We start from the raw sequence: 21,554 nt of genomic DNA, 5'->3' as shown, positions 1-21,554 counted from the left end.
TCACCAGTCTTTATCAAGCGAACGGTGTTTCGAATTCCGCGCCCGCATTTTATTATTCATATTATTCCGCGTCTTTCGCTCTTCATCTTTCATTGCGTCGAGCATGCGCTGGGCCTGGTCATCACTGAGTTTTGAATTATCCTGGTTCTGCTGCTGATCCTGGCTTTTATTCGGCTGCTGAGGACTCTGATTATTTTTATTCTGATTCTGTTGCTGACTCTGTTGCTGATTCTGTTGCTGATTCTGATTATTTTTCTGATTCTTATTGTTTGAATTATTGGAATTGTTCTGGTTCTTCTTATTGTTCTTGTCCTGCGAATTTCCATTGTTGTTCTGTTGTTGTTGTTGTTGCTGCTGCTGCTGTTTTTTCAGCATCGATTGAGCATAAGCAAGATTGTATCTCGTCTGATCATCATCCGGATGAATTTTCAGCGCCTGTTTGTAAGCGTTGATGCTCTCTTCATATTTTTTCTGTTCGAGCATTGAATTTCCAAGATTGTGCCACGCACGCGCATTCGTGTCTGCGTTGTTGCCCGTGATCGCATTCGCGTACGCCTGCGATGCCGCATCATATTTTTTCTGCTGGTAATACGCATTGCCCAGGTTATAACTCGCAACATTTTTTAAACTGTCTTTCTTCACGGCTTCTGCATAATGCTGTTGGGCACTTTTGTAATCTTTCTTATTATAATCGGCATTTCCGGCTCGCGTATTCTTGTACGGATCTTTGTAATGCGTGGTGTCCTTCTGTGCATCAACTGAAATGCAGAAAAGGATCGCGATGATGGTGAAAATATTTTTCATGTTCAGTTTTTCAGTTTCGTTGTCCTTCGGGAAGAAAAGTTTCCGCGATGAGTGAAATGATCGCAAGAATGAGAAAGATCTGGAAGAGCGGCGTGAATACAGAATAACGCCACGTTTCCTTTGTTGTTTTATTCAATCCCTGGAGTTTATTGTAAATAGTTTGAAAACCAATGTCGGCCGATGTTGCGCGCAAATAAATCCCTTTTCCCGAAGAAGCCACATCCTGTAAAAGTGATTCGTCCATTCGCGTGGTCACCTCATTGCCATTCTCATCGAGTTTATTTCCTGTAAAATTTCCCTGGTCATCATACAACGGGATCTTCGCACCGGTTGTAGATCCGATACCGATACAATTCACAATGATCCCCTGTTCAGCAGCGCGCTTCGATTCTTCCACCGCATCATCTTCATGGTTTTCTCCGTCAGAAATAAGAATGATCGCCTTTCCTCTTTTTGAATCATCTTTGATAAATGAACTTGTTGCACGGTCAATGGCCGCGCCAATGGAAGTTCCCTGCATGGAAATAATATCCGGCGAAAGTGAATTCACTACCATTTCTGCAGCGGAATGATCGGAGGTGAGCGGAAGTTGTGAATACGCCTGTCCTGCAAAAACAACTATACCTAAACGGTCTTCTCCTGTTTTTGGAATGAATTGCAGTAAACCGAGTTTCGCACGCTCAAGCCGGCTCGGCTGAAGATCGCGTGCAAGCATGCTGTTCGAAATATCAACAACGAGAACAATATCGATGCCGGTGTTTTTTACTTTTTGTTTTCCGCCTGCAAGCTGGGGCCCGGCAACTGCGGCAACAAGAAAAATAACCGAGGCGAAAAGAAGAATGAAATGCCAGAGGCGCAACACCAGATTTTCACCGAGTAATAATTTTCCGGTGAAAGCACTCTCTGCATATTTCTGCAAACGTTCTTTCCTGAGCGAAACAGATCGCTTCCACAGTAACCAACAGGGAACAGCCAGCAACAGCAATAAAAGAAACCATGGACTGTCGAGTGTCATGTGATGCTGTCGAATAAAGTGTAACGTAAAATAAATTCCACGAAGAGAAGAAGAATTGCAATATTCACGAACGGAAGAAATTCTTCCTGCCGCTGCTCATTGTCATTCTTTTCAAATTCACTTTTTTCCATCCGGTTAATCTCATTGTAGATCTCTTCCAGTTTACCGGAATCGCCGGCGCGGAAATATTTTCCACCGGTATTCTTCGCAATGTTCATCAGCGTTGCTTCATCAATGTCCACATCCTGGTATTGCTGAACAAATGTTCCGTCGGGATTTTGCGTAACCGGTGCAAGAACTTTTCCGCTGTTGGCGCCAAGGCCGATCGTGTAAACACGAATGTTATAAGTCTTCGCAAGTTTTCCTGCATCGAGCGGCGCAATAATGCCTGCATTGTTTTCTCCATCGGTAAGTAAAATGATCACTTTGCTTTTTGCTTTCGAATCTTTCAGCCGCTCCACACATTTCGCAAGTCCCATTCCTATAGCAGTTCCCATTTCGAGTGTAGCCGGATCCATTGTTTCGATCATCGTCTTCAGCGCTTCATGATCGGAAGTGAGCGGGCAGAGTGTAAAAGTTTCTGCACTGAAAATAACCACACCGATCCTGTCGTCGGGACGCGCATCAATGAATCTTTCGGCCTGCGTTTTTGCAGCGATCATTCTCGTTGGCGAAATATCGATCGCGTTCATACTCGGGGAAACGTCAATGGCGAGCATGATGTCGATCCCTTCTCCGTGTGAACGTTTGAATTCTGATTTTGATTGCGGCCTTGCGAATGCCATGATCAGAAGAACGATCGCGCCGAGACGAAGAATATAAAGTAAGGTTCTCCATTTCACGATCGGTGGAGAGGGAGCGCCCTGCAGATAACGGAACGAAGAGAGACGAAGAACTGGTTTTCCTTTTCCCGCCAATAAAAAAACAGCTACGGCAAGAACGGGAACTGCAAGTAAAAACCACAGCGCCCATTTATCGGCAAAAATCAGGGAGTCCCACCAGTCTATCATGGCATCATCGGTTCTGGTGGTGGAACATAAATAGTCATCTGCACATATTCGATCGCCGACTGCAGGTTATTCTCGCAATCCATTTCAGTTGGAATGACCTTCGCGAATTTTACCATATCGGCATTGCGGAGAATTCCTTCAATAATTTTCATCGAATGCACTTCCGCTCTTTTTCCATTGAGCGCACGCAGGATCTCTCCCGTAGTCATTTCTTTCGCATTTATTCCGTAACGCTCCACGATCCATTGACGAAGAATGTCGGTAAGTGCAATGTGATACATTTTCATTCCTGCACTTCTCCATAATTTTTTCCGGCCAAGTTCAGCCAGTTCCTCGAGGATGCGTTCATGCGGCAAGAGGTTGTGCATCGGAATCTGCGCAATCGGAACCTGTTTCTTTTTCTTTCTCAGCGCAACGATCAGCAGAATGATTCCTGTGATCACAACAAGAGTTGCAAGTGAAATATAAAGAACGATCGGCCAGGGATTTGTTGGAATTATTTTTTCTGCAGGAACGTCAATGATCCCCTTGATGTCCATGATCGGTTTCGTGGTGTCAACCGGAATTGTTGCGACGTAAAGAAATAAAGTATCCGTCCGGACGGTATCATTATCCACAATGAAAATGAACGGAGGAATGCGATACATGCCGGAATCAAAAGAAGTGATCGTGAGTTTTTTTGCCTGCTCATACAGAACCGAAGCGCGATCGATGAGTTTGGTGGAAAGTGTATCTGCTTTTACGATCTCAATATTTTTCATGATCGTATCTTTCAACTCCGGCCATATCACTTTCGATTTCACCGATCCTTCGCGGTAATGCACACTTAACTTCAACTCAATCTGCTGGCCGATCTTCATCTGGTCTTTCTGCAATTTGGCGATCGCACCTTTGTCCTGCGCGAAAACATTCGCCGTGATCAGCGAAAGAAAAAATAGGAATACGTGTGAATGACGGAACATTTTTTATCGGACACGTTTTTCTCTCCGCCGGAATAAAGAGGAGAGTATGCTCATGTAATGAGCACCGGTTGCAATATGTACTGAATCAATTCCTGTTTTTCTGAAAAGATCATCGAGCCACAATCGATGTGATCGTGCAGCACGCGCATAATTCTGGCGAACTATTGGATTCGAAGTGTCTACCCACATCAAATCGCCGCTCTCACTGTCGATGAGTTGCACCAAACCGATGTCGGGCATTTCAAGTTCACGCCGGTCGTAAATACGGAGTGCAACCACATCATGACGACGATTCGCAATACGAAGTGCATCTTCATAACTGCCCGCCATGAAATCAGAAATGATAAAAACAATGCAGCGGTTCTTGATCGCATTCGTTACATATTCGAGTGCGGCGCTGATGTTCGTTCCTTTCCCCGAAGGTTTGTGCAACAACGATTCGTGAATGATGCGCAGGATGTGCGGCCTTCCTTTTTTCGGCGGAATAAAATTCTCCACGATGTCGCTGAAAAAAAGTACGCCGGCTTTATCATTGTTGTGAATTGCAGAAAAAGAAAGTACGGCGCTCAGCTCAGTAACAAGATCCCGTTTCAGTTGTGCATGCGTTCCGAAATCTCCGGAGTAACTCACATCCACAAGAATCATCACTGTAAGTTCGCGTTCTTCTTCGTAAACTTTTACATAAGGATGATTGAATCGCGCAGTAACGTTCCAGTCTATCGTCCGCACTTCGTCGCCCTGCTGGTATTCGCGCACTTCAGAAAAAGTCATTCCTCTTCCTTTGAAAGCGCTGTGATATTCACCGGAAAAAACCTGGTTGGTGAGTCCGCGCGCTTTCAGTTCGATCTGCCTGACTTTCTTTAGAAGTTCATCGGTTTCCATTGGAGAAATTGATTCGGGGCGAAAAAAATCAGGGAACCTGTACTACGGCAAGTACATCGCGTATCACTGTTTCACTCGTGATGTTTTCTGCTTCCGCTTCGTAAGTGAGCCCGATGCGGTGGCGCAATACGTCGTACGCCACTGCGCGTATATCGTCCGGGATCACGAACGCACGCTGCTGCAGGAATGCGTACGCTTTCGCCGCCTGTGCGAGCGAGATGGACGCGCGTGGAGATCCGCCGAATGAAATAAGCGGCGCAAGTTTCGATAAACGATATTCAGAGGGAACACGCGTGGCAAAAACAATATCCACAATGTATTTTTCAATTTTCTCATCGAGATAAACGTCGGCCACTACATCGCGGGCACGAATAATTTCTTCCGGTGTAAGAATAGGTTTCGGTTCGGTACGGTTCACTGCAAGTTGCTGGCGAATGATGCGTTGCTCTTCTTCACGCGTAGGATATTTGATCACGCACTTGAGCATGAAACGATCCACCTGCGCTTCGGGAAGTGGATAAGTTCCTTCCTGCTCAATGGGATTCATCGTCGCAAGAACCAAAAACGGAGAAGGAAGTTTGAACGTGTTATCACCGATGGTCACTTGTCTTTCCTGCATCGCTTCGAGTAACGCACTCTGCACTTTTGCCGGAGCGCGATTGATTTCGTCAGCAAGAACGAAGTTGGAGAAGATAGGGCCTTTGCGCACCGTGAACGATTCCTGCTTCTGGCTGTAGATCATTGTACCAATGAGATCGGCCGGAAGAAGATCGGGTGTGAACTGGATGCGGCTGAAGTCGGCGTGAATGGTAGACGCAAGTGATTTCACTGCAAGTGTTTTTGCAAGGCCTGGAACTCCCTCGAGGAGAATGTGGCCGTTCGAGAGCAGCGCAATGAGCAAACGCTCGATCATTGTTTTTTGTCCCACGATCACGTGATCGAGTTCTGCATGGATCTTCGGAACGAAAGCTGATTCTTTCGCAATGCGATCGTTCAGCGCCTGAATATCTGTTGTCATAAATTGGTGTGAGATTGGCAGTGAGTCAAAGTTAGTGGTATGCTATGTAAAGGAAGGTGGCTTGTTGTAAAATAATGTTAATGGTTATTGGTAAATGGTCATTTGCTATTGGGATTTGCTTCGAAGTGACGAAATGTTTAAGAATTAAATTTTTTGTTGCAATAATATTTTTGGAAGATGGATGATGGAGAAAGGGTTTTGAAATGAAATCGTTGAGTACTGTGTTGCTTTTATCTGAAATAGCTTATAGAGAAAATGAAATGCGAATGAAACTAGTCAGAGTTGCTGCCTTGTTTTTTTTAACAGTAGAAATTCTTTTGTTGGAAATAATCGTAATTGAATATTATTTACTTGAAAATATTTATTTGACGAAGACAAGAAAAAGTTTTAATAAAATGTTTTCATTTTAGCTTTGATGAGTATAGATTGTTGAGGATAACCTCTAATAGTTGTAATATTATTTTTGCCATGGGTGACCGGTCATTTAACGAGCTGAAGAAATTTAGTATAGGCCCGATGTGGCACCTTCCCGATCGCGATCGGGATGTGCCGCAGCGGGAGCACAGGAAATTTGAAGAACAGGGGTTGCCCTCCTGAATAGGCTTATTACCCAATAGAAAATAGCAATTCACTGTAACTACATGTTTCTGTGTAAACCGTAACTTTGTCCCGCAATTTATGGCCGCGTTCATGCAAAAATATTTCCGCTACTTCATTCAGCTTTCCTACAATGGAACCGGTTTCTGCGGATGGCAATTCCAGCCCGGCGTTCCCACCATCCAGGAAACACTGCAGGAAAAAATGAGTTTGCTGCTGAGAGAAAAAACTGTTGTCGTCGGGTGCGGGCGTACGGACTCCGGTGTGCACGCGAAAAAATATTTTGCTCATTTCGATTGTGCGCAGGAAGGAATAGAGAACGATGAAAAAATAATTTTCCGGCTCAACAAAATGCTTCCTCCCGGAATTGCCATTCAAAAAATTTTCAGAATGCCTGATAACGCGCACGCGCGATTCGCCGCCACATCGAGAAGTTATGAATATCATATTTCGCAAGTGAAAGATCCGTTCGGAGCCAATTTCTCCTGGGAACTGCATGAAGAACTCAACTTTGAAAAAATGAATGAAGGAGCAAAAATAATTATGGGGTATGATGATTTTTCCGCATTCAGTAAAACAGGAAGCGACAATAAAACGACGTTCTGTAAAGTGACATTTTCCGAATGGGAAAAAACAGAAACAGGAATAGTCTATTTTATTTCTGCAAACCGTTTCCTGCGCAACATGGTGCGCGCCATCGCGGGCACGCTCACGGATATGGGGCGCGGAAAAATTTCTGCCGGTGAATTCAAAAAAATAATTGAAAGCGGAGACCGTTCGGAAGCATCGATGTCGGTTCCGCCTGGAGGACTTTTTCTTACGGATGTGAAATATCCTTTGGAATTCGGATTGGAGCCGGAAAAAATGCAGAAGGCGGAAAACAGAAAACAGAAAACAGAAAACAGATCATGAGTGCCGTATCCGGAAAAGCGATAGACTGGAAATTACTGAAGCGTATTCTCGGATACACGCGCCCTTACCGCGGACTTTTATATCTCGCGATCAGTCTCACCATCACGCTTTCATTTTTGTCTATTGTGCGGCCCATGCTCATCCGTTACACGATGAACACGTTCGTGCATACGGGGAATGCAGTTGCAGAAAAAAATGAACTTCATCACCAGCTTATTATTTTCTGTGCGCTCATGATCGGCATGCTCATCATCGAATCTGTTTTCCAGTTCATTAATTCCTACAGCACTTCATTACTCGGACAGCGCATCGTGAAAGATATGCGCGTTCAGCTTCACAATAAAATTCTCCATTTCCGTTCAAGATATTTTGATCAAACGCCAATAGGAATGCTGGTGACAAGAACAGTTTCCGATATCGAATCCATCAACGATGTTTTTTCACAGGGATTCATTGTCATTGCCGGCGACCTGCTCACAATTTTCGTTTACATGGGCGCCATGTTTTTTGTGAACTGGAAAATTACACTCATCGTTCTTTCCACAGTTCCTGTTATGTTCATTGCCACGTGGTGGTTTAAGAATGCAGTGAAAGCTTCTTTCATTGAAGTGCGCAATGCAGTGGCCGCTCTCAATACATTCGTGCAGGAGCACATCACGGGCATGCGCGTGGTACAGGTTTTTAACCGCGAGAAAGTGGAGATGGGCCGTTTTGAAAAAATAAACCGCAAACACCGCGATGCGAATGTGCGCTCGGTTCTTTACTACTCCATATTTTTTCCGGTGGTGGAAATTCTTGTTTCTGTTTCTCTCGGATTGCTCGTATGGTATGCGGGGAAAGAAATCTTTGACGGATTTGCAGAACCCGGCGACGTTACGCTTTTTGTAATTCTTATTAACCAGTTTTTCCGCCCGATCCGCATGCTTGCTGATCGCATCAATACTTTGCAAATGGGAATGGTGGCTTCGGAACGCGTTTTCAAAGTGATGGACACGAAAGATGCTATTGACGATAATGGAAAAACAGCATTGCTGAAAATAAAAGGAGATATTTCTTTCCGGGAAGTGTGGTTCGCTTACAATGAAAAAGATTTTGTGCTCAACGGAATTTCTTTCGAGGTGAAAGCGGGGCAAATGTTTGCGCTCGTCGGTGCAACGGGTTCAGGAAAAAGTTCCATCATCAACCTGCTCAATCGTTTTTACGAATACAATAAAGGGGAAATAATGCTCGACGGGAAAAATGTCCGCGACTACGAACTGCACGATCTTCGTTCGAACATCGGTGTGGTGCTGCAGGATGTTTTTCTTTTTTCCGATACCATCTACAATAACATCACGCTGCACGATCCGTCCATCACGAGAGAAAAAGTGATCGCTGCGGCGAAAGCGGTGGGCGCGCACGATTTTATTTCCCGCCTCCCGGGCGAATATGATTATGATGTGAAAGAAAGAGGCGCAACACTTTCAGTAGGACAGCGCCAACTCATCGCGTTCATACGCGCCTACGTGTACGATCCGGGGATTCTTGTGTTGGATGAAGCCACTTCTTCCATCGATACAGAATCGGAAATTCTCATTCAGAAAGCGACAAAGGTGCTCACGGAAGGAAGAACTTCCGTGGTCATTGCACATCGCCTCGCCACCATCCGCAAAGCCGACACTATCATTGTACTCGATCACGGAAAAATAATTGAATCGGGAACGCACGATGAACTGCTGAAGAAAGAAGGCCAGTACCGCAGATTATTTGAACTGCAATTCAAAGAAGAACTGGTGTAGGGTGGATTACAGATTTTTACGGAATACAGATTACGGATGTAAACTGATTTTACCTATAAGAATTGTATCCGGAACATCCGTTAATCTGTAATCTGTATTCCGTAAAAATCTGTAATCCTCCCGCGTAATCCCCTCAGTTACTTACAATTTTCCCTGCAGGAATTTGAATATTCTCCATCGCATTTATCAGCCGCAGATCCATTCTTGTTTTTCCGCTCTCGAGGATCGTGAACATCGGGAGGAATTTTTTTCCGTAACGGAATTCTTCAGCACGATAAGAAGTTCTCGAATAAACAGTTTGCGAAAATGTATCGTCGAAAGCTTTAAGCAATACAATGAGTTCCGCTTTGGTTTCCATAATCTCTTCCAGATTTTTTCCGAGGAACGGACTGTTCTCATCAATAGGATGAACGATCGTCCAGCTCGTCGGGAAAAGATTTATTTTATTCCGCTCAAGTGGTAAACGTGTAAACTGGCGGATCGGATTATTTTTTTCAAACCAGGCAAGCGTCACTTCCATTTCCACTTCTATCAATTGGTTCCTTCGCATATTCACGAGACGGAACATCAGCCCGGTCATGTCGCGGTAAGGAGCGATGATCGCATTTTCACTGTAAAGCAGTTTCGCCTGCGGGCGCGAGAATCTTCCGTAAAGCAATCCTGTTGCGAGCGCGAAACTCAGCAACCCCATCATCGATTCGATCGCAGCAACCGTGCTCGCTGAAATTCCTATTGGAGAAACGCGTCCGTAACCGAGCGTGGTCAGTGTTTGTGAACTGAAAAAAAATGCTTCGAAGAATTGATGAGTTGAATCCACTGCCTCCACACCTTTCAGTTCTCCCATCCCGAGAAAAAAATAAACGGTTGCAAAAATTAAATTCGTGGCCAGGTAACCGATCGTGATCAGCAGGATGAATTTCGGCCACGACATAGTGATCAGCGTATGATAAATTTCATAGTTCTTGAATTTCGGTTCACCCACGCGTTCGAGATTGAACGAACCGTCTTTCTTCATGCTGCGGTCGGCGCCTTTCGTACCGAAACCGAGATCGTCATTATTCTTTGTTTTAAGGGAGGAAGCCATGACGTAAAACTAAAGATGTTTTCGCGTAAATCCGTATTGGTTTTTTCTATGCGAATGTTTTGGAACGCAACTGCGCAGCGTCAAATTCCCGCCGGTCCCGCTGCGCACACTGACGGAGCAGGTGTGCACATCGGGGTTAGGATAAAAACTGCAGTGCAATAAAATTTCTTTTTGATTTTCTTTTAAGAAATTATTTCATTGCTGGCCATGTTTCTGTGCCAATGAAAAAAGCCGTTGAAGTTATTTCAGTAATTTTCACAATTAATCTGCCGAATCTGGAGTTGTGAAAAGTAGGAAGAGCATTTTTTCCCGTTTTTTCAGCGATACGTATTTTCTATCGTTGCTTTTTCTTATTGCAGGATTCATCATTTTTAAAATTCCCGATCTGCATCTTCCTTATTATTGGGATGAGTCGTGGGTCTACGGACACGGCAGCCGGTTGATGTGCGCATCAGGCCCTGGAATTTTACCTGGTGCATTACCTGTAGATGTTTCCCGTGGACATCCGTTGTTGTTTTATTTCCTCACTTCAGTGTGGCTGAAAATATTTGGCAACACCATTTTCGCGAGCCATCTGTTTTCTCTTTTTATTTCTGTTCTTCTTGTGCTGGCCGTATATAAATTATGCAGAACATTTTTTTCAGCCCGTGTTGCTTTCTTTGCGTCGACGATTCTTTTATTCCAGAGCATTTTTCTCGCGCAGTCCTGTGCCGTGTTGCCCGAGGTGATGCTTGCACTGTGGATCATCCTTTCCATTCTCGCTTTTTATTCCGAAAAAAAAACAGGATATGTAATCTTTGCCACGTTCATGTTATTCACCAAAGAAACAGGATTGGTTGCTCTGCTCACCTTGTTTCTGAATGAACTGCTTTTCGATTGGTTCGTAAATAGGGGAGAGGTAGAAAAATTTCCCCGCTGGTCAAAACCATTCAGAAATTTCAGGAAGTATCTTCTCATTATCGTCCCGGTTTTTATTGCGTCTGTTCACTTTATCATTCAGAAAAAAATGTACGGATGGTTCTTCTTCCCGGAACACATGAATTATATTTCATTCAAATGGGCTGATTTTGCAAGAAAATTCAGGGGCGCTTTTTTATTCACCTGTATTTATTATGGACGAAATGTTCTTTTCTTCGGGGGAATTGCCTGCAGTATTTTCGCTGTTATCCGGAGAATGAAAAACAGGATCGCGGTGCAAAGTATTTTGCAGAATAAAATTCTTTCTTTCTTCGGATTATTTCTTGTTATTTTTTTCTCGTTCAGCTCGTTGAATTTTTATCTCGACAGGTACATGATGGTTGGTGTCGTCGCACTGATCATTCCCTGTGCTTATTTTATGGATGCTGCATTATCAAAAAGAATTCTGAAGTGGACAGCAGTTGCCGGTTTAGTTTCCACGTTCATTTATTATGATGCGACGGAGAGGACGAACAGCGATGTGAATCTTGGATATGAAAATGCTGTTGTTGCCTACAAAAAGTGCGTGGACTATTGCATTGATAAAAAATTCAGGAACAAAATTATTTTCACCAACTACCTGATGGAATATGCGCTCGGTGATACATTATCGGGTTACCTCGACGGAAAAGAAAGATTTCCGAATGTTACTTCTCATTTCGACGAAACTACCGAGCTGTGTATTTTTTCCAACCTGGAAACCACACCGCTTTCCGATTCAGTGAAGAAGAATGTTCCGATGAGTGAGCTGGAGAAATTTGAAACGGAGAAAGCAAAACTTTCTGTTTGCAGGCCGGTGAAGTGAAAAGAATTCACTCATTTTTTCCCGGCACGCATTATTAAATTTCCAATTTCTCCTTCAGGTATTTTCCCGTCAGCGAACTTTTACTCTTCACCATTTCTTCGGGTGTTCCCTCAAACATCACTTGTCCGCCTTCATCACCGCCTTCGGGACCCAGATCAATGATCCAGTCAGCACATTTTATTACTTCAAGATTATGTTCAATGATGATTATGGAATGCCCTTGTTCGATGAGTGCACTGAAAGCATCAAGAAGTTTTTTTATGTCATGAAAATGTAAACCGGTCGTTGGTTCATCGAAAATAAAAAGTGTAGGCGGCTGATGTTGTCCCATTCCGAGAAAGGAAGCAAGTTTGATCCGTTGCGCTTCTCCGCCGCTGAGTGTACTTGACGATTGACCGAGGTGTACATAACCAAGGCCTGTATCCTGCAGCGGTTTCAGTTTCGAAACAATTTTTTCTCCTGGCTTTGTTCCCCGTCCGACCGTGTCATCCCCGTCCGTACCCCGTCCGAATGGCTCGTCCGGGCGGGCGGCACGGGCGGGCGGGCGGGCATCATTGAAAAAAATGACCGCATCATCGATCGTCATTTCCAGGATGTCGTAAATATTTTTTTCGTTGTAAAGAATTTCCAGCGTTTCGTCTTTAAATCTTTTTCCATGGCACGCTTCGCATTGCAAATGCACATCGGCCATGAACTGCATTTCCACAATTACTTCTCCTTCTCCTTCGCAGATCTCACAACGGCCTCCATCCACATTGAAAGAAAAATGAGAGGGCTTGTACCCGCGCAATTTCGCAAGCGCCTGATCTGCGTATAGCGCGCGTATCTCATCGTACGCTTTCACATACGTAACCGGGTTTGAACGTGACGATTTTCCGATCGGGTTCTGGTCAATGAATTCCACGGCTGCTATGTGATGATAATCTCCTTTAAGCGCTGCATGTTGCCCTGTTTGTTCTCCGCCGAATCCACCGAAAGATTTTTGCAGCGCCGGGTAAAGGATTCGTTTCACCAATGTGGATTTTCCCGAACCGCTTACACCGGTAATGACCGTCATCACATCGAGCGGAAATTTCACGTTGAGATTTTTCAGATTATTTTCTGTGGCGCCGGTGATCTCCATGAAATATTTCCATTTTCTTCTTGAAGAAGGAACAGGAATGTTTTCTCTTTTCGTAAGGTATTTAGCTGTTAAACTTTCCGCTTTTAAAAGATCATTGTGTGTACCGGAGAAAACAACATGGCCACCGAGTGTTCCTGCCATCGGGCCCATGTCTACCATCGCATCCGAAGAACGCATGATCTCCTCATCGTGTTCAACAACGATCACTGTATTGCCAATGTCGCGCAGCGCGTGCAACACGCGTATCAGTCGCCCGGTGTCGCGCGGGTGAAGGCCAATGCTCGGCTCATCGAGAATATACATCGATCCCACCAGCGAACTTCCGAGTGAAGTTGCAAGATTAATGCGTTGCGATTCACCACCCGAAAGAGTAGAGGAGAGGCGATTCAAACTCAGGTAACCCAGGCCAACATCAGTGAGAAAACGCAAACGATTCGTGATCTCCGTGAGAAGACGCTTCGCAACTTTTGTTTCGTACTCCGGGAGTTTTACAGAGAGAAAAAATTGCAGCGCATCTTTCACCTGCATGAGCACAATATCGCTGATCGATTTGCCGGCTACTTTCACATAGTTCGCATCTTTTCTCAACCGCGTTCCATTGCAATCGGGACAGGTTGTTTTTCCACGATAGCGGGAAAGCATAACGCGGTATTGAATTTTATAACTCTGCTCTTCAAGAAAAAGAAAAAAAGAATTCAGCCCGTCGAAATATTTATTCCCGGTCCACAATAATTCTTTCTGCGCTGTCGATAAATCGCAATAAGGTTTGTGAATTGGGAAATTGAACTTATAAGCATTCATCAATAATTTTTCTTTCCATTCGCCCATCTTTTCGCCTTTCCAGCACGCGATCGCTTCTTCAAAAACAGAAAGATTTTTATTCGGAACAACAAGGTCAGGATCAATGCCGATCACACTTCCGAATCCTTCACACGTTTTGCATGCGCCCACTGCATTATTGAAACTGAAAAAATGAACGTTCGGTTCTTCGAATAAAATTCCATCTGCTTCGAATCGATTTGAAAAAAGTTGGCGGTTGGCGGTTGGTTGTTGGCCCGTGGTTTTCTTCTTGGTCTTACCAGTTTCTCCGGACTTCCGCTGATTGCTGCCGCTTTCTGCTGATGTGTTTTTTTTATAGTCCGCTTCTACTTCTTCCGGAATAATTTCCACCACGCAATCCCCTTCTCCTTCAAAAAATGCAGTCTGAACGGAATCGGCTATTCTCGATGAAAGTTCTTCATCATTAGCATTAACAGCAAAACGATCAATGACGATCATGATCTCTTTTTTCGGTGAGAGTTTAGAAACATTAATCTCATTCAACCGAACCATTTCTCCATCGTACAAAATTCTGGTGAAACCCTGCTGTAATAAAAGCCCGACTTGTTCTTTGAGCGTTTTTTCTCTGTTCTGATGTACAGGAGCGAGCAGGAAAATTTTTGTCCCGGAAGGGAAATTCATTACCGCATCAACCACATTGGAAACCGTATGTCTTTTTACCAATTCACCGGAAACAGGAGAAAATGTTTTTCCGATCCTTGCGAAAAGTAATTTGAGATAATCATAAATCTCAGTGGAAGTTCCTACTGTAGAACGCGGATTTCTGGTATTCACTTTCTGCTCGATGGCAACAGCGGGAGAAATTCCCTTGATATAATCGACTTGCGGTTTTTCAATTTTCCCGAGAAACTGTCGCGCGTAGGAAGAAAGACTTTCCACATAGCGGCGTTGTCCTTCTGCAAAAAGTGTATCGAAAGCAAGCGAAGATTTTCCTGATCCGGAAAGCCCGGTAATGACTACAAAACGATTGCGCGGAATGGCGAGATCCACATTTTTGAGATTGTGCATCCTCGCTCCTTTAATGACAATGAATTTCTTTGGATCGTATAGTTCCGTTGTTTCGGCCATCATTCCCGGGAATAACCCCTTTTTAGAAGGCGGCAAAATTACGGCATAGCATTTGACTATTCCATTATTACTGCTATATTTGTTTAAGACGTTTACAAACAAAGGTCGTTGCTTGGAATTTTTTCATAATTCCGCACAATAAATGAAACCGCTCAGCGTTTGTCCTCGTAACACCAAATATTATTGCACTAACCGGCCGATTTATTTTTAGGCCACTAAAAACAGGAGTCCTATCGCGTACACCTCTACTTTTTCTACCAGACCAACTGACGAAAAACCAAAAAGGAGGTTATTATGCGTTACGACCAATTGCAAGACCAGGAACTGGTCGACCTGTACATCGCCGGTAAAGAATCCTGCCTCGAAGTATTGATCACCCGCCACAAGAAGAGAGTCTTCTCGTACATTATGATGGTTGTGCGCGACCGCCATCTTGCAGAAGATGTTTTTCAGGATACATTTATCAAGGTCATTCACACACTGAAGCGCGGTACCTACAACGACGAAGGAAAATTTCTTCCGTGGGTTTTACGCATTGCGCATAATCTTGTGATCGACCATTTCCGCCGGCTCAAGCGAATGCCGATCGTTGACGGAGGAGAAGACTTCGATATTTTCGATGTCATCACACTTCGCCAGGGAAATGTGGAAGACCGCATTGTAAAATCACAAATGAGAAGTGACATCCGCAAGGCCATCGAAAATCTTCCATCCGAACAAAGGGAAGTACTCGTTATGCGTCACTATCTCGATATGAGTTTCAAAGAAATTGCCGACACCACCAACGTCAGCATCAATACTGCCCTCGGCCGTATGCGTTATGCGCTCATCAATATGCGCAAGGCGCTCGAGCCACAAAAGATCGCTCTCTCTGCGTAACAGGGAAAGTGGTATCAACATCGGTAAATTAGGGCTTGTCCGCGAGGATGGGCCCTTTTTCGTTGGTCGTCGTTTCGTTGGTGGTTGGTTGTCGTTGTAATTGATGTAGCCACCACCAACGACCAACCTTAAAACGACCAACAAAAAAGGAATTGAACACAATAATCGTAAATACCCTCCCGTTATACATCAAAACCAACACTCTCCTGAATGATAAAAACTACTACTACTGAAATTATGAACCTCGGAATCGACAGCGAAGACCTTCTTCGTTACGCTAATGAGGATCCTTCGACAAGCTCAGGACCGCAAGAACCAAGGCAGCATGTCATAGATGCTCTGCTCAGATTCTCCAGGTCGCTCGAGATCAAAAGATCGGCAACGATCGGAACGATCGAACATGTGACGAACTAAAGAAGAAAGACCGGCACCGCTCGCTCGGTCGATGTGAAGATGAACCGTTGGCCCCGTAAGGCCGGCGGTTTTTTTTAATTTCTGATAAGTGACGAAATCGAAAATGAATTTTAAACAGCCTCTTAATTATCAGGAAGCACACCCACTATTATGAATCAAACCCGAAACGCCGCCACCATCAATTCCTGTTCCGCGCGGGAGATTCCGATCTTTGTTGCAACAGTTTTCCATCCGCGCACAGCTTTGTCAACTTCACTCATAATTTTTTCCATCGAAGCTTTGTTCAGTTGAAAATATTCACCAACACTTTTTGCGAGAGCAAAATCAAGTTCGCCGGAATCCGTATCAATGTTCAGGGCGAGTGTTTCTTTGTCAACGGAAGGATTGATATCAAAAGCTGGAGAGAGTTGCCAGCCGTTTTCGTGCAATAGAAATCCGTGATTGCGCAGATGGTCATCTGTATTGGAAATGGCGATATTGAAAACCATTCGCCGCCAGAGTTCATGCAATTCTTTTTTATTGTTTGTTTCATTGAACTGGATGAATTCGGCGATATCAAGATAAGATGGGCGATTTTCTTTTATCAAACTTTCGTCATTTCCTGTCATTGCCATTGCTGAAGCGAAATGAATTCGCTTTTGTTTTACACGGTCGAATCTTTTTGTGAAAAAAGTATGATGTCGCCCGGCGATCTTTTCTAATCTGCATTCCGACATTTTTATTCCAGCTTTCAGCGCGAGTTGGTAAGCGAGAAATTCCCATGCTCCTTTGTCGATCGTATCATCCTTCGAAGAAAATTTCGCGATCCACAAATCTCCGCGCTCGTTCATCACATTCGTTTTTGGTCGTGCACCACCGAGCGAAGATCCGGGTGCGAGAAGAATTTTAAGCCATTTGCGGACTTCATTATTTTCTTTTTCGGATTCGATAAGAGAAATTCCATGTTGCAGTTCCCGGATCGTTGACAACATTGGAATCGGATGCGTCCCATCTGCATTGATGAAATTTCCATTCTGTTCTGTTTTGAAACGCAATCCTCCCATCCTGCTTTCATCATTCACGCCGAGAAGAAAATCCAATTCGTGCAGCGTGCGCACCGTACGTTTTTCTTCACGCGCAAGAACGGACTCGCGCCTGCGCATGAGCACGCGCCCCCATGTATCGGGTATGGCATCGTAGAACATTCCGAAAATAGTTTTTCCATTCGGAAATTGTTTTCCACTATGCCAGGTAAGATCGTGATCGAGCAGGAATGGTTTCTGTTCCTTTAGCCATTGATGATCGAATTCAAAATCGAACGACCTTCTGCCTTTTCCCTGTTGAGCAGAAAGCACACCGATCAGCGCCGGACTTTTTGCATCTGTCCAGCCTGCATGAACGAATATTTCTTTTTGCGCCGTCGTCATTTTATTTTCTGTTCAGTAATTCCGCGTCCTGCAGATCGCGACCCATCGCATCATCGACTGCCAGTTTCAGAAGATCATTCTGTAGCCCCAGTGCACGCAGTACATTGAAATAAGCACCAATAGAAACAGAAGGAGAGCCGAGTTCAACTTTGTACAACGTACTGCGATCTATTCCGGCACGCTCAGCCACTTCTGTTGTCTTCAGTTTCCTGCGTTTACGCGCAAGCCGGATGTTTTCGCCGAGCTTTACAAGGATCTGTATATGCTTTGGGAAAAGGGCTTTCTTCCTTGATTTCATTTTGTTGCTTATTATCTACAAATATCTACATTATGTAGATAATAAGCAACAAAATTAGTAGATAATCAGACTCTGCGTGAGCGTCCGGAGTCTTATTTCCGTTCCCTATCTTTACCCGATTTGTCTCACTACCTCCTCAGTAAATCTTCTTACATCAAAGGGCTTCAGTGTCCGAAAGCTCTTTTTTTCTATCGGCATTATCCGCAGTTCCGCGATCCTGTTTCCCCTTCGCGACAGGCAACTTTCAATCGCGGACATGAAGTAGGTTTTCTTGCTCGGCAATTATTTCCCGGTGGAAAAGATGCGACGGAAAAAGCGGGGCCAAAATCAAAGAAATCGGTGGAACGTACTGCGGAACTTATTGCTGCAGGAGAAAATATTATTTACGAAGCGGCTTTTGTCGGCGACCAGGTTCTGGTTCTTGTTGATATTCTTGTTCGTGATGGTGATGGATGGAGAGCGTATGAAGTGAAAAGTTCGCTGCGGCTGAGTCATTCTTATTTCCGTGATGCAGAGTTGCAGTTTTATGTGCTGAAAAAATCGGGATTGAATGTGAAGGATTTTTCGCTCGTGCATTTGAACGGCGATTATGTGCGGAATGGTGAACTCGATCTGAAAAAATTATTCCGTTTTGTTTCCGTGATGCAATCTGCCGAAGAAAATTCAGAATCCATTGAAAAAAAGATCGCCGCTCAGAAAAATATTCTGAAGATGAAACAGGCACCCGAAATTTCCATCGGTGATCATTGCTTTTATCCTTACGAATGTGATTTCCGCGGACAATGCTGGAAAAATATTCCGGCTGGAAATGTATTCGAACTCACCGGCATTTCCAGAAGCGACGCGCAGAAATATTTTTCACAGGGATTTATTTTTCCGGAGCAGATCCCCGATTCAGAACCGCTTCCTGTGCTCGCACGCCTACAGGCGCATGTGCGCATGACGAAAGAAACGCTCATCGTGAAAGAGCGGATCCGTGAATGGCTGTCTCATCTTACATCAGAAATTATTTTTCTGGACATCGAAAATTTTCAGCCCGCCATTCCGAAATACGAAGGCACCTGGCCTTTTCTCGCTCTGCCATTCGCATTTTCCATTCACAAACGGAATGCTGCCGGAGAAATTTCCTTTCATTCCTTCATGGCCGAACCCGGGCCTGATCCGAGAGAAGAATTCCTGGAAAAATTTCTTTCTGAAACCGAAGGCGATTCCATTATTCTCTCCTACGACAGTTCGGCAGAAAAAAATGCACTCAATCTCCTGAAAAGAAAATTCACTTCTAAAACAAAGGAGATCGAACAGCGGCTGAATCGTATTCTCGATCTCAAACAACCTTTTGCGGAAGGTTGGTATTATCATCCCGCCATGAGCGGATCGGTATCACTTAAAAATGTTTTGCCTGCGCTTGTTCCTGAATTGCATTATGAAAATATCGCTATCCAGAATGGAATTCATGCGATGTCGATCTATGAAAAATTAGATTCGATGAATGATCTTTTTGCATTGGCTGAAGCAAAAACAAATCTCCAGGAATATATTGAACTTGATACGCTGGGAATGGTGAGGATACTGGAAGTGCTGGAAAATTCAATAATTCAATAATTAAAAATTCAAGATTCAAGATTCAAAATTTGGGGTACTCTATGTTGATATTGAATTTTCAATCTTGAATTTTATTTCGGCAATTCAATTCCCTTTAATCTTCTGTACAAACTCACCGCATAAGTATCCGTCATTCCGGCTACAAACTCGCACACGCGCAACAATTGTAAATACACATTTTCATTGGTGTTCTGCAGGAATTGCTTCGGGAAAAGGCGGATCACCTTATCGCTGTGCGGCTTTTGTTTCCGCAATTCTTTTCCGTAAGCGTGATGATCATTCACCGCCGAAATAAAAATATCGAGTAACTCCGCCACCACATTGAATCCGGCAATTTCTATTTGCAGCACATTTTTACTCCGGTAAACATTGTCAATAGAGATATTCAAAAGTTCATTCAGCGGTTGGGCAATATTCCCTTTCATCACATCCACCAGCGAACGGTCGAACTTTCCATTCAGGATATTTTTTTCTTTCGCAAGAAAAATTTCAGTCACGTTATTCACGAGCGTGTTGATCGCCTTCGCGCGCAGGTACGAGATCTTCTCCCGCTGATCGGTAATGGCGGAATATTTTTTTGAATCGAAATCCTTTCCTGTTACTTCTTTCAGCAATTCTTCGCCGGTTGAGAATGGGATGAGTCCTATGCGTATGCCGTCTTCAAAATCAATGATCCGGTAACAGATATCGTCGGCTGCTTCCACGAGATAAGCCAGTGGGTGACGACGCCACGCATATTCCGTAAGACGATCGATTTCGAGATGAGAGAAAATCGTTTCGAAAATATTTTTTTCACTCTGGAAATAACCATATTTCTTCTGCGAAACTTTTCCTTTGAAAATTTCTTCGTGCTTTTTCAATTTATTCGACCGCGTCGGATATTTTGTGAAAGCCGCAAGCGTGGAAAAAGTAAGGCCGATATTTCCACCTGAAGAATCATTGTAATTCGTGAGCAATTTGAAACCATTCGCGTTGCCTTCGAAGTTCACGAGATCACTCCATTCATTATCATTCATCTTCCCGGAAAATATTTTTCCGTTCCCGTTTTTAAAATAATTGCTGATCGAAGATTCACCGCTATGGCCGAAAGGAGGATTGCCGATATCATGAGCCAATGCAGCCGTTGCACAGATCGCTCCGAAATCGGAAGAATGAATATCGGAAAGTTTGTGCCGGTCAATGATTATTTTGCCGATCGTTTTTCCTAATGAGCGGGCCACGCACGAAACCTCGAGCGAGTGCGTAAGGCGCGTGTGCACAAAATCGCTTTCGGGAAGGGGAATGACCTGCGTCTTATCCTGCAAACGACGGAATGCCGAAGAAAAAACAACACGGTCAAAATCACGTTCAAAATTTGTACGCTCCGGAGAGGCGAGACGTTTGAAATGTTTATCGCCTAATCGTGCTTCGGAAAAAAGAGTCGCCCAGTTCATAAGGTATAATTGATAATGTATAATTGATAATGAGAGATTAAGGTGTGGAAACATCTCTTGATCTGAAACAATATTTCCATTATCAATTATACATTATGAATCCCGTTGTTCATCATTCCTCCTGATCGCTTCAAAAATACTGTTCACGATCGTAAGCACAATTGAAAAGATGAGTGCCGACCAGAATCCGTACACTTTAAAACCATCAATAAAATAATCGGCAATGAGAATAATGACCGCGTTGATCACGAGCAGAAAAAGTCCGAGCGAAAAAATGGTTGCAGGAATTGTAAGCAGGATCATGATCGGTTTTACAATTGCATTCAGGAACGCAAGTACGATCGCGACAATAAGCGCCGTTACAAATCCATCCACATGCACCATCGTCTTCGGTAATAAATAGGACGTGACGAGAACCGCCAGTGTAGAGATAATGACTTTGATGATAAAATTCATTTCGTAAAAATAGGCAGGAGTTCGGAGTTTTGAGTTTAGAAAGAAAAAAATATCAGCAAACCCGGTTTCGTTATTGTTACCGGCGTTTGTTTCATGCAAACCACTTGTCAGAATAACGTGCGCACTTGTTATTAAAAAAAACAGCCCGTACTCCTCCCTCCATTCTCCCGGCTTTATTTGGCACGCAAGTTGAAATATCTTTTACAGGGAA

General features: G+C 43.9%; 18 protein-coding genes. 6 read left to right on the top strand and 12 right to left on the bottom strand.

The features are described from left to right. The 6 genes from HY064_05505 to HY064_05480 are packed head-to-tail and all read right to left on the bottom strand — an operon-like array spanning window position 1 to window position 5,691. A complete protein-coding gene (locus HY064_05505; protein MBI3510098.1) occupies window positions 1-804 on the bottom strand; it encodes a tetratricopeptide repeat protein in 804 nt (267 codons plus the stop codon). Window positions 805-814: 10 nt separating this feature from the next. Then, window positions 815-1,819: a VWA domain-containing protein gene (locus HY064_05500; protein MBI3510097.1), complete on the bottom strand. Its 1,005-nt coding sequence runs from the start codon at window positions 1,817-1,819 to the stop codon at window positions 815-817. Next, window positions 1,816-2,829 carry a VWA domain-containing protein gene (locus HY064_05495; GenBank protein MBI3510096.1) on the bottom strand — a complete coding sequence of 338 codons (1,014 nt, stop codon included), beginning with the start codon at window positions 2,827-2,829 and terminating at the stop codon, window positions 1,816-1,818. Before HY064_05495 ends, HY064_05500 begins: the two co-directional genes overlap by 4 nt. Then, entirely contained in the window at window positions 2,826-3,791 is a 966-nt protein-coding gene (locus HY064_05490; GenBank protein MBI3510095.1) for a hypothetical protein, read from the bottom strand. Before HY064_05490 ends, HY064_05495 begins: the two co-directional genes overlap by 4 nt. A 3-nt stretch (window positions 3,792-3,794) precedes the next feature. After that, a complete protein-coding gene (locus HY064_05485; protein ID MBI3510094.1) occupies window positions 3,795-4,673 on the bottom strand; it encodes a DUF58 domain-containing protein in 879 nt (292 codons plus the stop codon). Between the two features lie 28 nt (window positions 4,674-4,701). Continuing rightward, window positions 4,702-5,691, bottom strand: a complete 990-nt coding sequence (locus HY064_05480) for a MoxR family ATPase (protein ID MBI3510093.1) — start codon at window positions 5,689-5,691, stop codon at window positions 4,702-4,704. A 690-nt stretch (window positions 5,692-6,381) separates the two neighbouring features. On the opposite strand from HY064_05480, the gene truA reads away from it, so the two are divergent. Together truA and HY064_05470 are read left to right on the top strand one after the other, a co-directional pair. Continuing rightward, complete coding sequence (truA, locus tag HY064_05475) at window positions 6,382-7,200, top strand: tRNA pseudouridine(38-40) synthase TruA (protein MBI3510092.1); 819 nt, start codon at window positions 6,382-6,384, stop codon at window positions 7,198-7,200. Next, entirely contained in the window at window positions 7,197-8,978 is a 1,782-nt protein-coding gene (locus tag HY064_05470) for an ABC transporter ATP-binding protein (GenBank protein ID MBI3510091.1), read from the top strand. Before truA ends, HY064_05470 begins: the two co-directional genes overlap by 4 nt. Before the next feature lie 133 nt (window positions 8,979-9,111). Here HY064_05470 and HY064_05465 read toward each other — a convergent pair whose 3' ends face one another. Next, the gene (locus tag HY064_05465) at window positions 9,112-10,062 is read right to left on the bottom strand and encodes a hypothetical protein (GenBank protein ID MBI3510090.1); all 951 of its coding nucleotides are present in this window, start codon (window positions 10,060-10,062) and stop codon (window positions 9,112-9,114) included. 283 nt (window positions 10,063-10,345) lie between these two features. On the opposite strand from HY064_05465, the gene HY064_05460 reads away from it, so the two are divergent. After that, window positions 10,346-11,824 (top strand): glycosyltransferase family 39 protein, encoded by a 1,479-nt coding sequence (locus tag HY064_05460; protein MBI3510089.1) that lies wholly within the window; start codon window positions 10,346-10,348, stop codon window positions 11,822-11,824. A 34-nt stretch (window positions 11,825-11,858) separates the two neighbouring features. Here the strand turns inward: HY064_05460 and uvrA are convergent, their stop codons facing one another. Then, window positions 11,859-14,855 (bottom strand): excinuclease ABC subunit UvrA, encoded by a 2,997-nt coding sequence (uvrA, locus tag HY064_05455; protein MBI3510088.1) that lies wholly within the window; start codon window positions 14,853-14,855, stop codon window positions 11,859-11,861. A gap of 294 nt (window positions 14,856-15,149) precedes the next feature. Between uvrA and HY064_05450 the strand changes: the two genes are divergently transcribed. Then, window positions 15,150-15,734 (top strand): sigma-70 family RNA polymerase sigma factor, encoded by a 585-nt coding sequence (locus HY064_05450; GenBank protein MBI3510087.1) that lies wholly within the window; start codon window positions 15,150-15,152, stop codon window positions 15,732-15,734. Window positions 15,735-15,944: 210 nt separating this feature from the next. Continuing rightward, window positions 15,945-16,148, top strand: a complete 204-nt coding sequence (locus tag HY064_05445; GenBank protein ID MBI3510086.1) for a hypothetical protein — start codon at window positions 15,945-15,947, stop codon at window positions 16,146-16,148. 155 nt (window positions 16,149-16,303) lie between these two features. Here the strand turns inward: HY064_05445 and HY064_05440 are convergent, their stop codons facing one another. Both HY064_05440 and HY064_05435 read right to left on the bottom strand, forming a co-directional pair. After that, window positions 16,304-17,554 carry a HipA domain-containing protein gene (locus tag HY064_05440; GenBank protein ID MBI3510085.1) on the bottom strand — a complete coding sequence of 417 codons (1,251 nt, stop codon included), beginning with the start codon at window positions 17,552-17,554 and terminating at the stop codon, window positions 16,304-16,306. Between the two features lies 1 nt (window position 17,555). Further along, window positions 17,556-17,852, bottom strand: a complete 297-nt coding sequence (locus HY064_05435) for a helix-turn-helix transcriptional regulator (protein MBI3510084.1) — start codon at window positions 17,850-17,852, stop codon at window positions 17,556-17,558. A 120-nt stretch (window positions 17,853-17,972) separates the two neighbouring features. Here HY064_05435 and HY064_05430 point away from each other — a divergent pair, with 120 nt between their 5' ends. Then, the gene (locus HY064_05430) at window positions 17,973-19,454 is read left to right on the top strand and encodes a DUF2779 domain-containing protein (GenBank protein MBI3510083.1); all 1,482 of its coding nucleotides are present in this window, start codon (window positions 17,973-17,975) and stop codon (window positions 19,452-19,454) included. Window positions 19,455-19,525: 71 nt separating this feature from the next. Here the strand turns inward: HY064_05430 and HY064_05425 are convergent, their stop codons facing one another. Then, window positions 19,526-20,887 (bottom strand): deoxyguanosinetriphosphate triphosphohydrolase, encoded by a 1,362-nt coding sequence (locus tag HY064_05425; protein ID MBI3510082.1) that lies wholly within the window; start codon window positions 20,885-20,887, stop codon window positions 19,526-19,528. Window positions 20,888-20,980: 93 nt separating this feature from the next. Beyond that, on the bottom strand, window positions 20,981-21,343 hold the full coding sequence (locus HY064_05420) for a phage holin family protein (GenBank protein ID MBI3510081.1): 363 nt from the start codon (window positions 21,341-21,343) through the stop codon (window positions 20,981-20,983). Between the last annotated feature and the right edge of the window lie 211 nt (window positions 21,344-21,554).

The organism is Bacteroidota bacterium, from assembly GCA_016194975.1.
In the GTDB taxonomy this organism is placed as follows: Bacteria; Bacteroidota; Bacteroidia; order Palsa-965; family Palsa-965.
This window is presented reverse-complemented; position numbering and strand designations above follow the sequence as displayed.

Coding starts and splice junctions, on each gene's coding strand:
- HY064_05490 (MBI3510095.1), bottom strand. CDS start 3,791: ATGTTCCGTCATTCACACGTATTCCTATTTTTTCTTTCGCTGATCACG.
- HY064_05485 (MBI3510094.1), bottom strand. CDS start 4,673: ATGGAAACCGATGAACTTCTAAAGAAAGTCAGGCAGATCGAACTGAAA.
- HY064_05470 (MBI3510091.1), top strand. CDS start 7,197: ATGAGTGCCGTATCCGGAAAAGCGATAGACTGGAAATTACTGAAGCGT.
- HY064_05500 (MBI3510097.1), bottom strand. CDS start 1,819: ATGACACTCGACAGTCCATGGTTTCTTTTATTGCTGTTGCTGGCTGTT.
- HY064_05445 (MBI3510086.1), top strand. CDS start 15,945: ATGATAAAAACTACTACTACTGAAATTATGAACCTCGGAATCGACAGC.
- HY064_05440 (MBI3510085.1), bottom strand. CDS start 17,554: ATGACGACGGCGCAAAAAGAAATATTCGTTCATGCAGGCTGGACAGAT.
- HY064_05465 (MBI3510090.1), bottom strand. CDS start 10,062: ATGGCTTCCTCCCTTAAAACAAAGAATAATGACGATCTCGGTTTCGGT.
- HY064_05505 (MBI3510098.1), bottom strand. CDS start 804: ATGAAAAATATTTTCACCATCATCGCGATCCTTTTCTGCATTTCAGTT.
- truA (MBI3510092.1), top strand. CDS start 6,382: ATGCAAAAATATTTCCGCTACTTCATTCAGCTTTCCTACAATGGAACC.
- HY064_05420 (MBI3510081.1), bottom strand. CDS start 21,343: ATGAATTTTATCATCAAAGTCATTATCTCTACACTGGCGGTTCTCGTC.
- HY064_05450 (MBI3510087.1), top strand. CDS start 15,150: ATGCGTTACGACCAATTGCAAGACCAGGAACTGGTCGACCTGTACATC.
- uvrA (MBI3510088.1), bottom strand. CDS start 14,855: ATGGCCGAAACAACGGAACTATACGATCCAAAGAAATTCATTGTCATT.
- HY064_05425 (MBI3510082.1), bottom strand. CDS start 20,887: ATGAACTGGGCGACTCTTTTTTCCGAAGCACGATTAGGCGATAAACAT.
- HY064_05495 (MBI3510096.1), bottom strand. CDS start 2,829: ATGATAGACTGGTGGGACTCCCTGATTTTTGCCGATAAATGGGCGCTG.
- HY064_05435 (MBI3510084.1), bottom strand. CDS start 17,852: ATGAAATCAAGGAAGAAAGCCCTTTTCCCAAAGCATATACAGATCCTT.
- HY064_05480 (MBI3510093.1), bottom strand. CDS start 5,691: ATGACAACAGATATTCAGGCGCTGAACGATCGCATTGCGAAAGAATCA.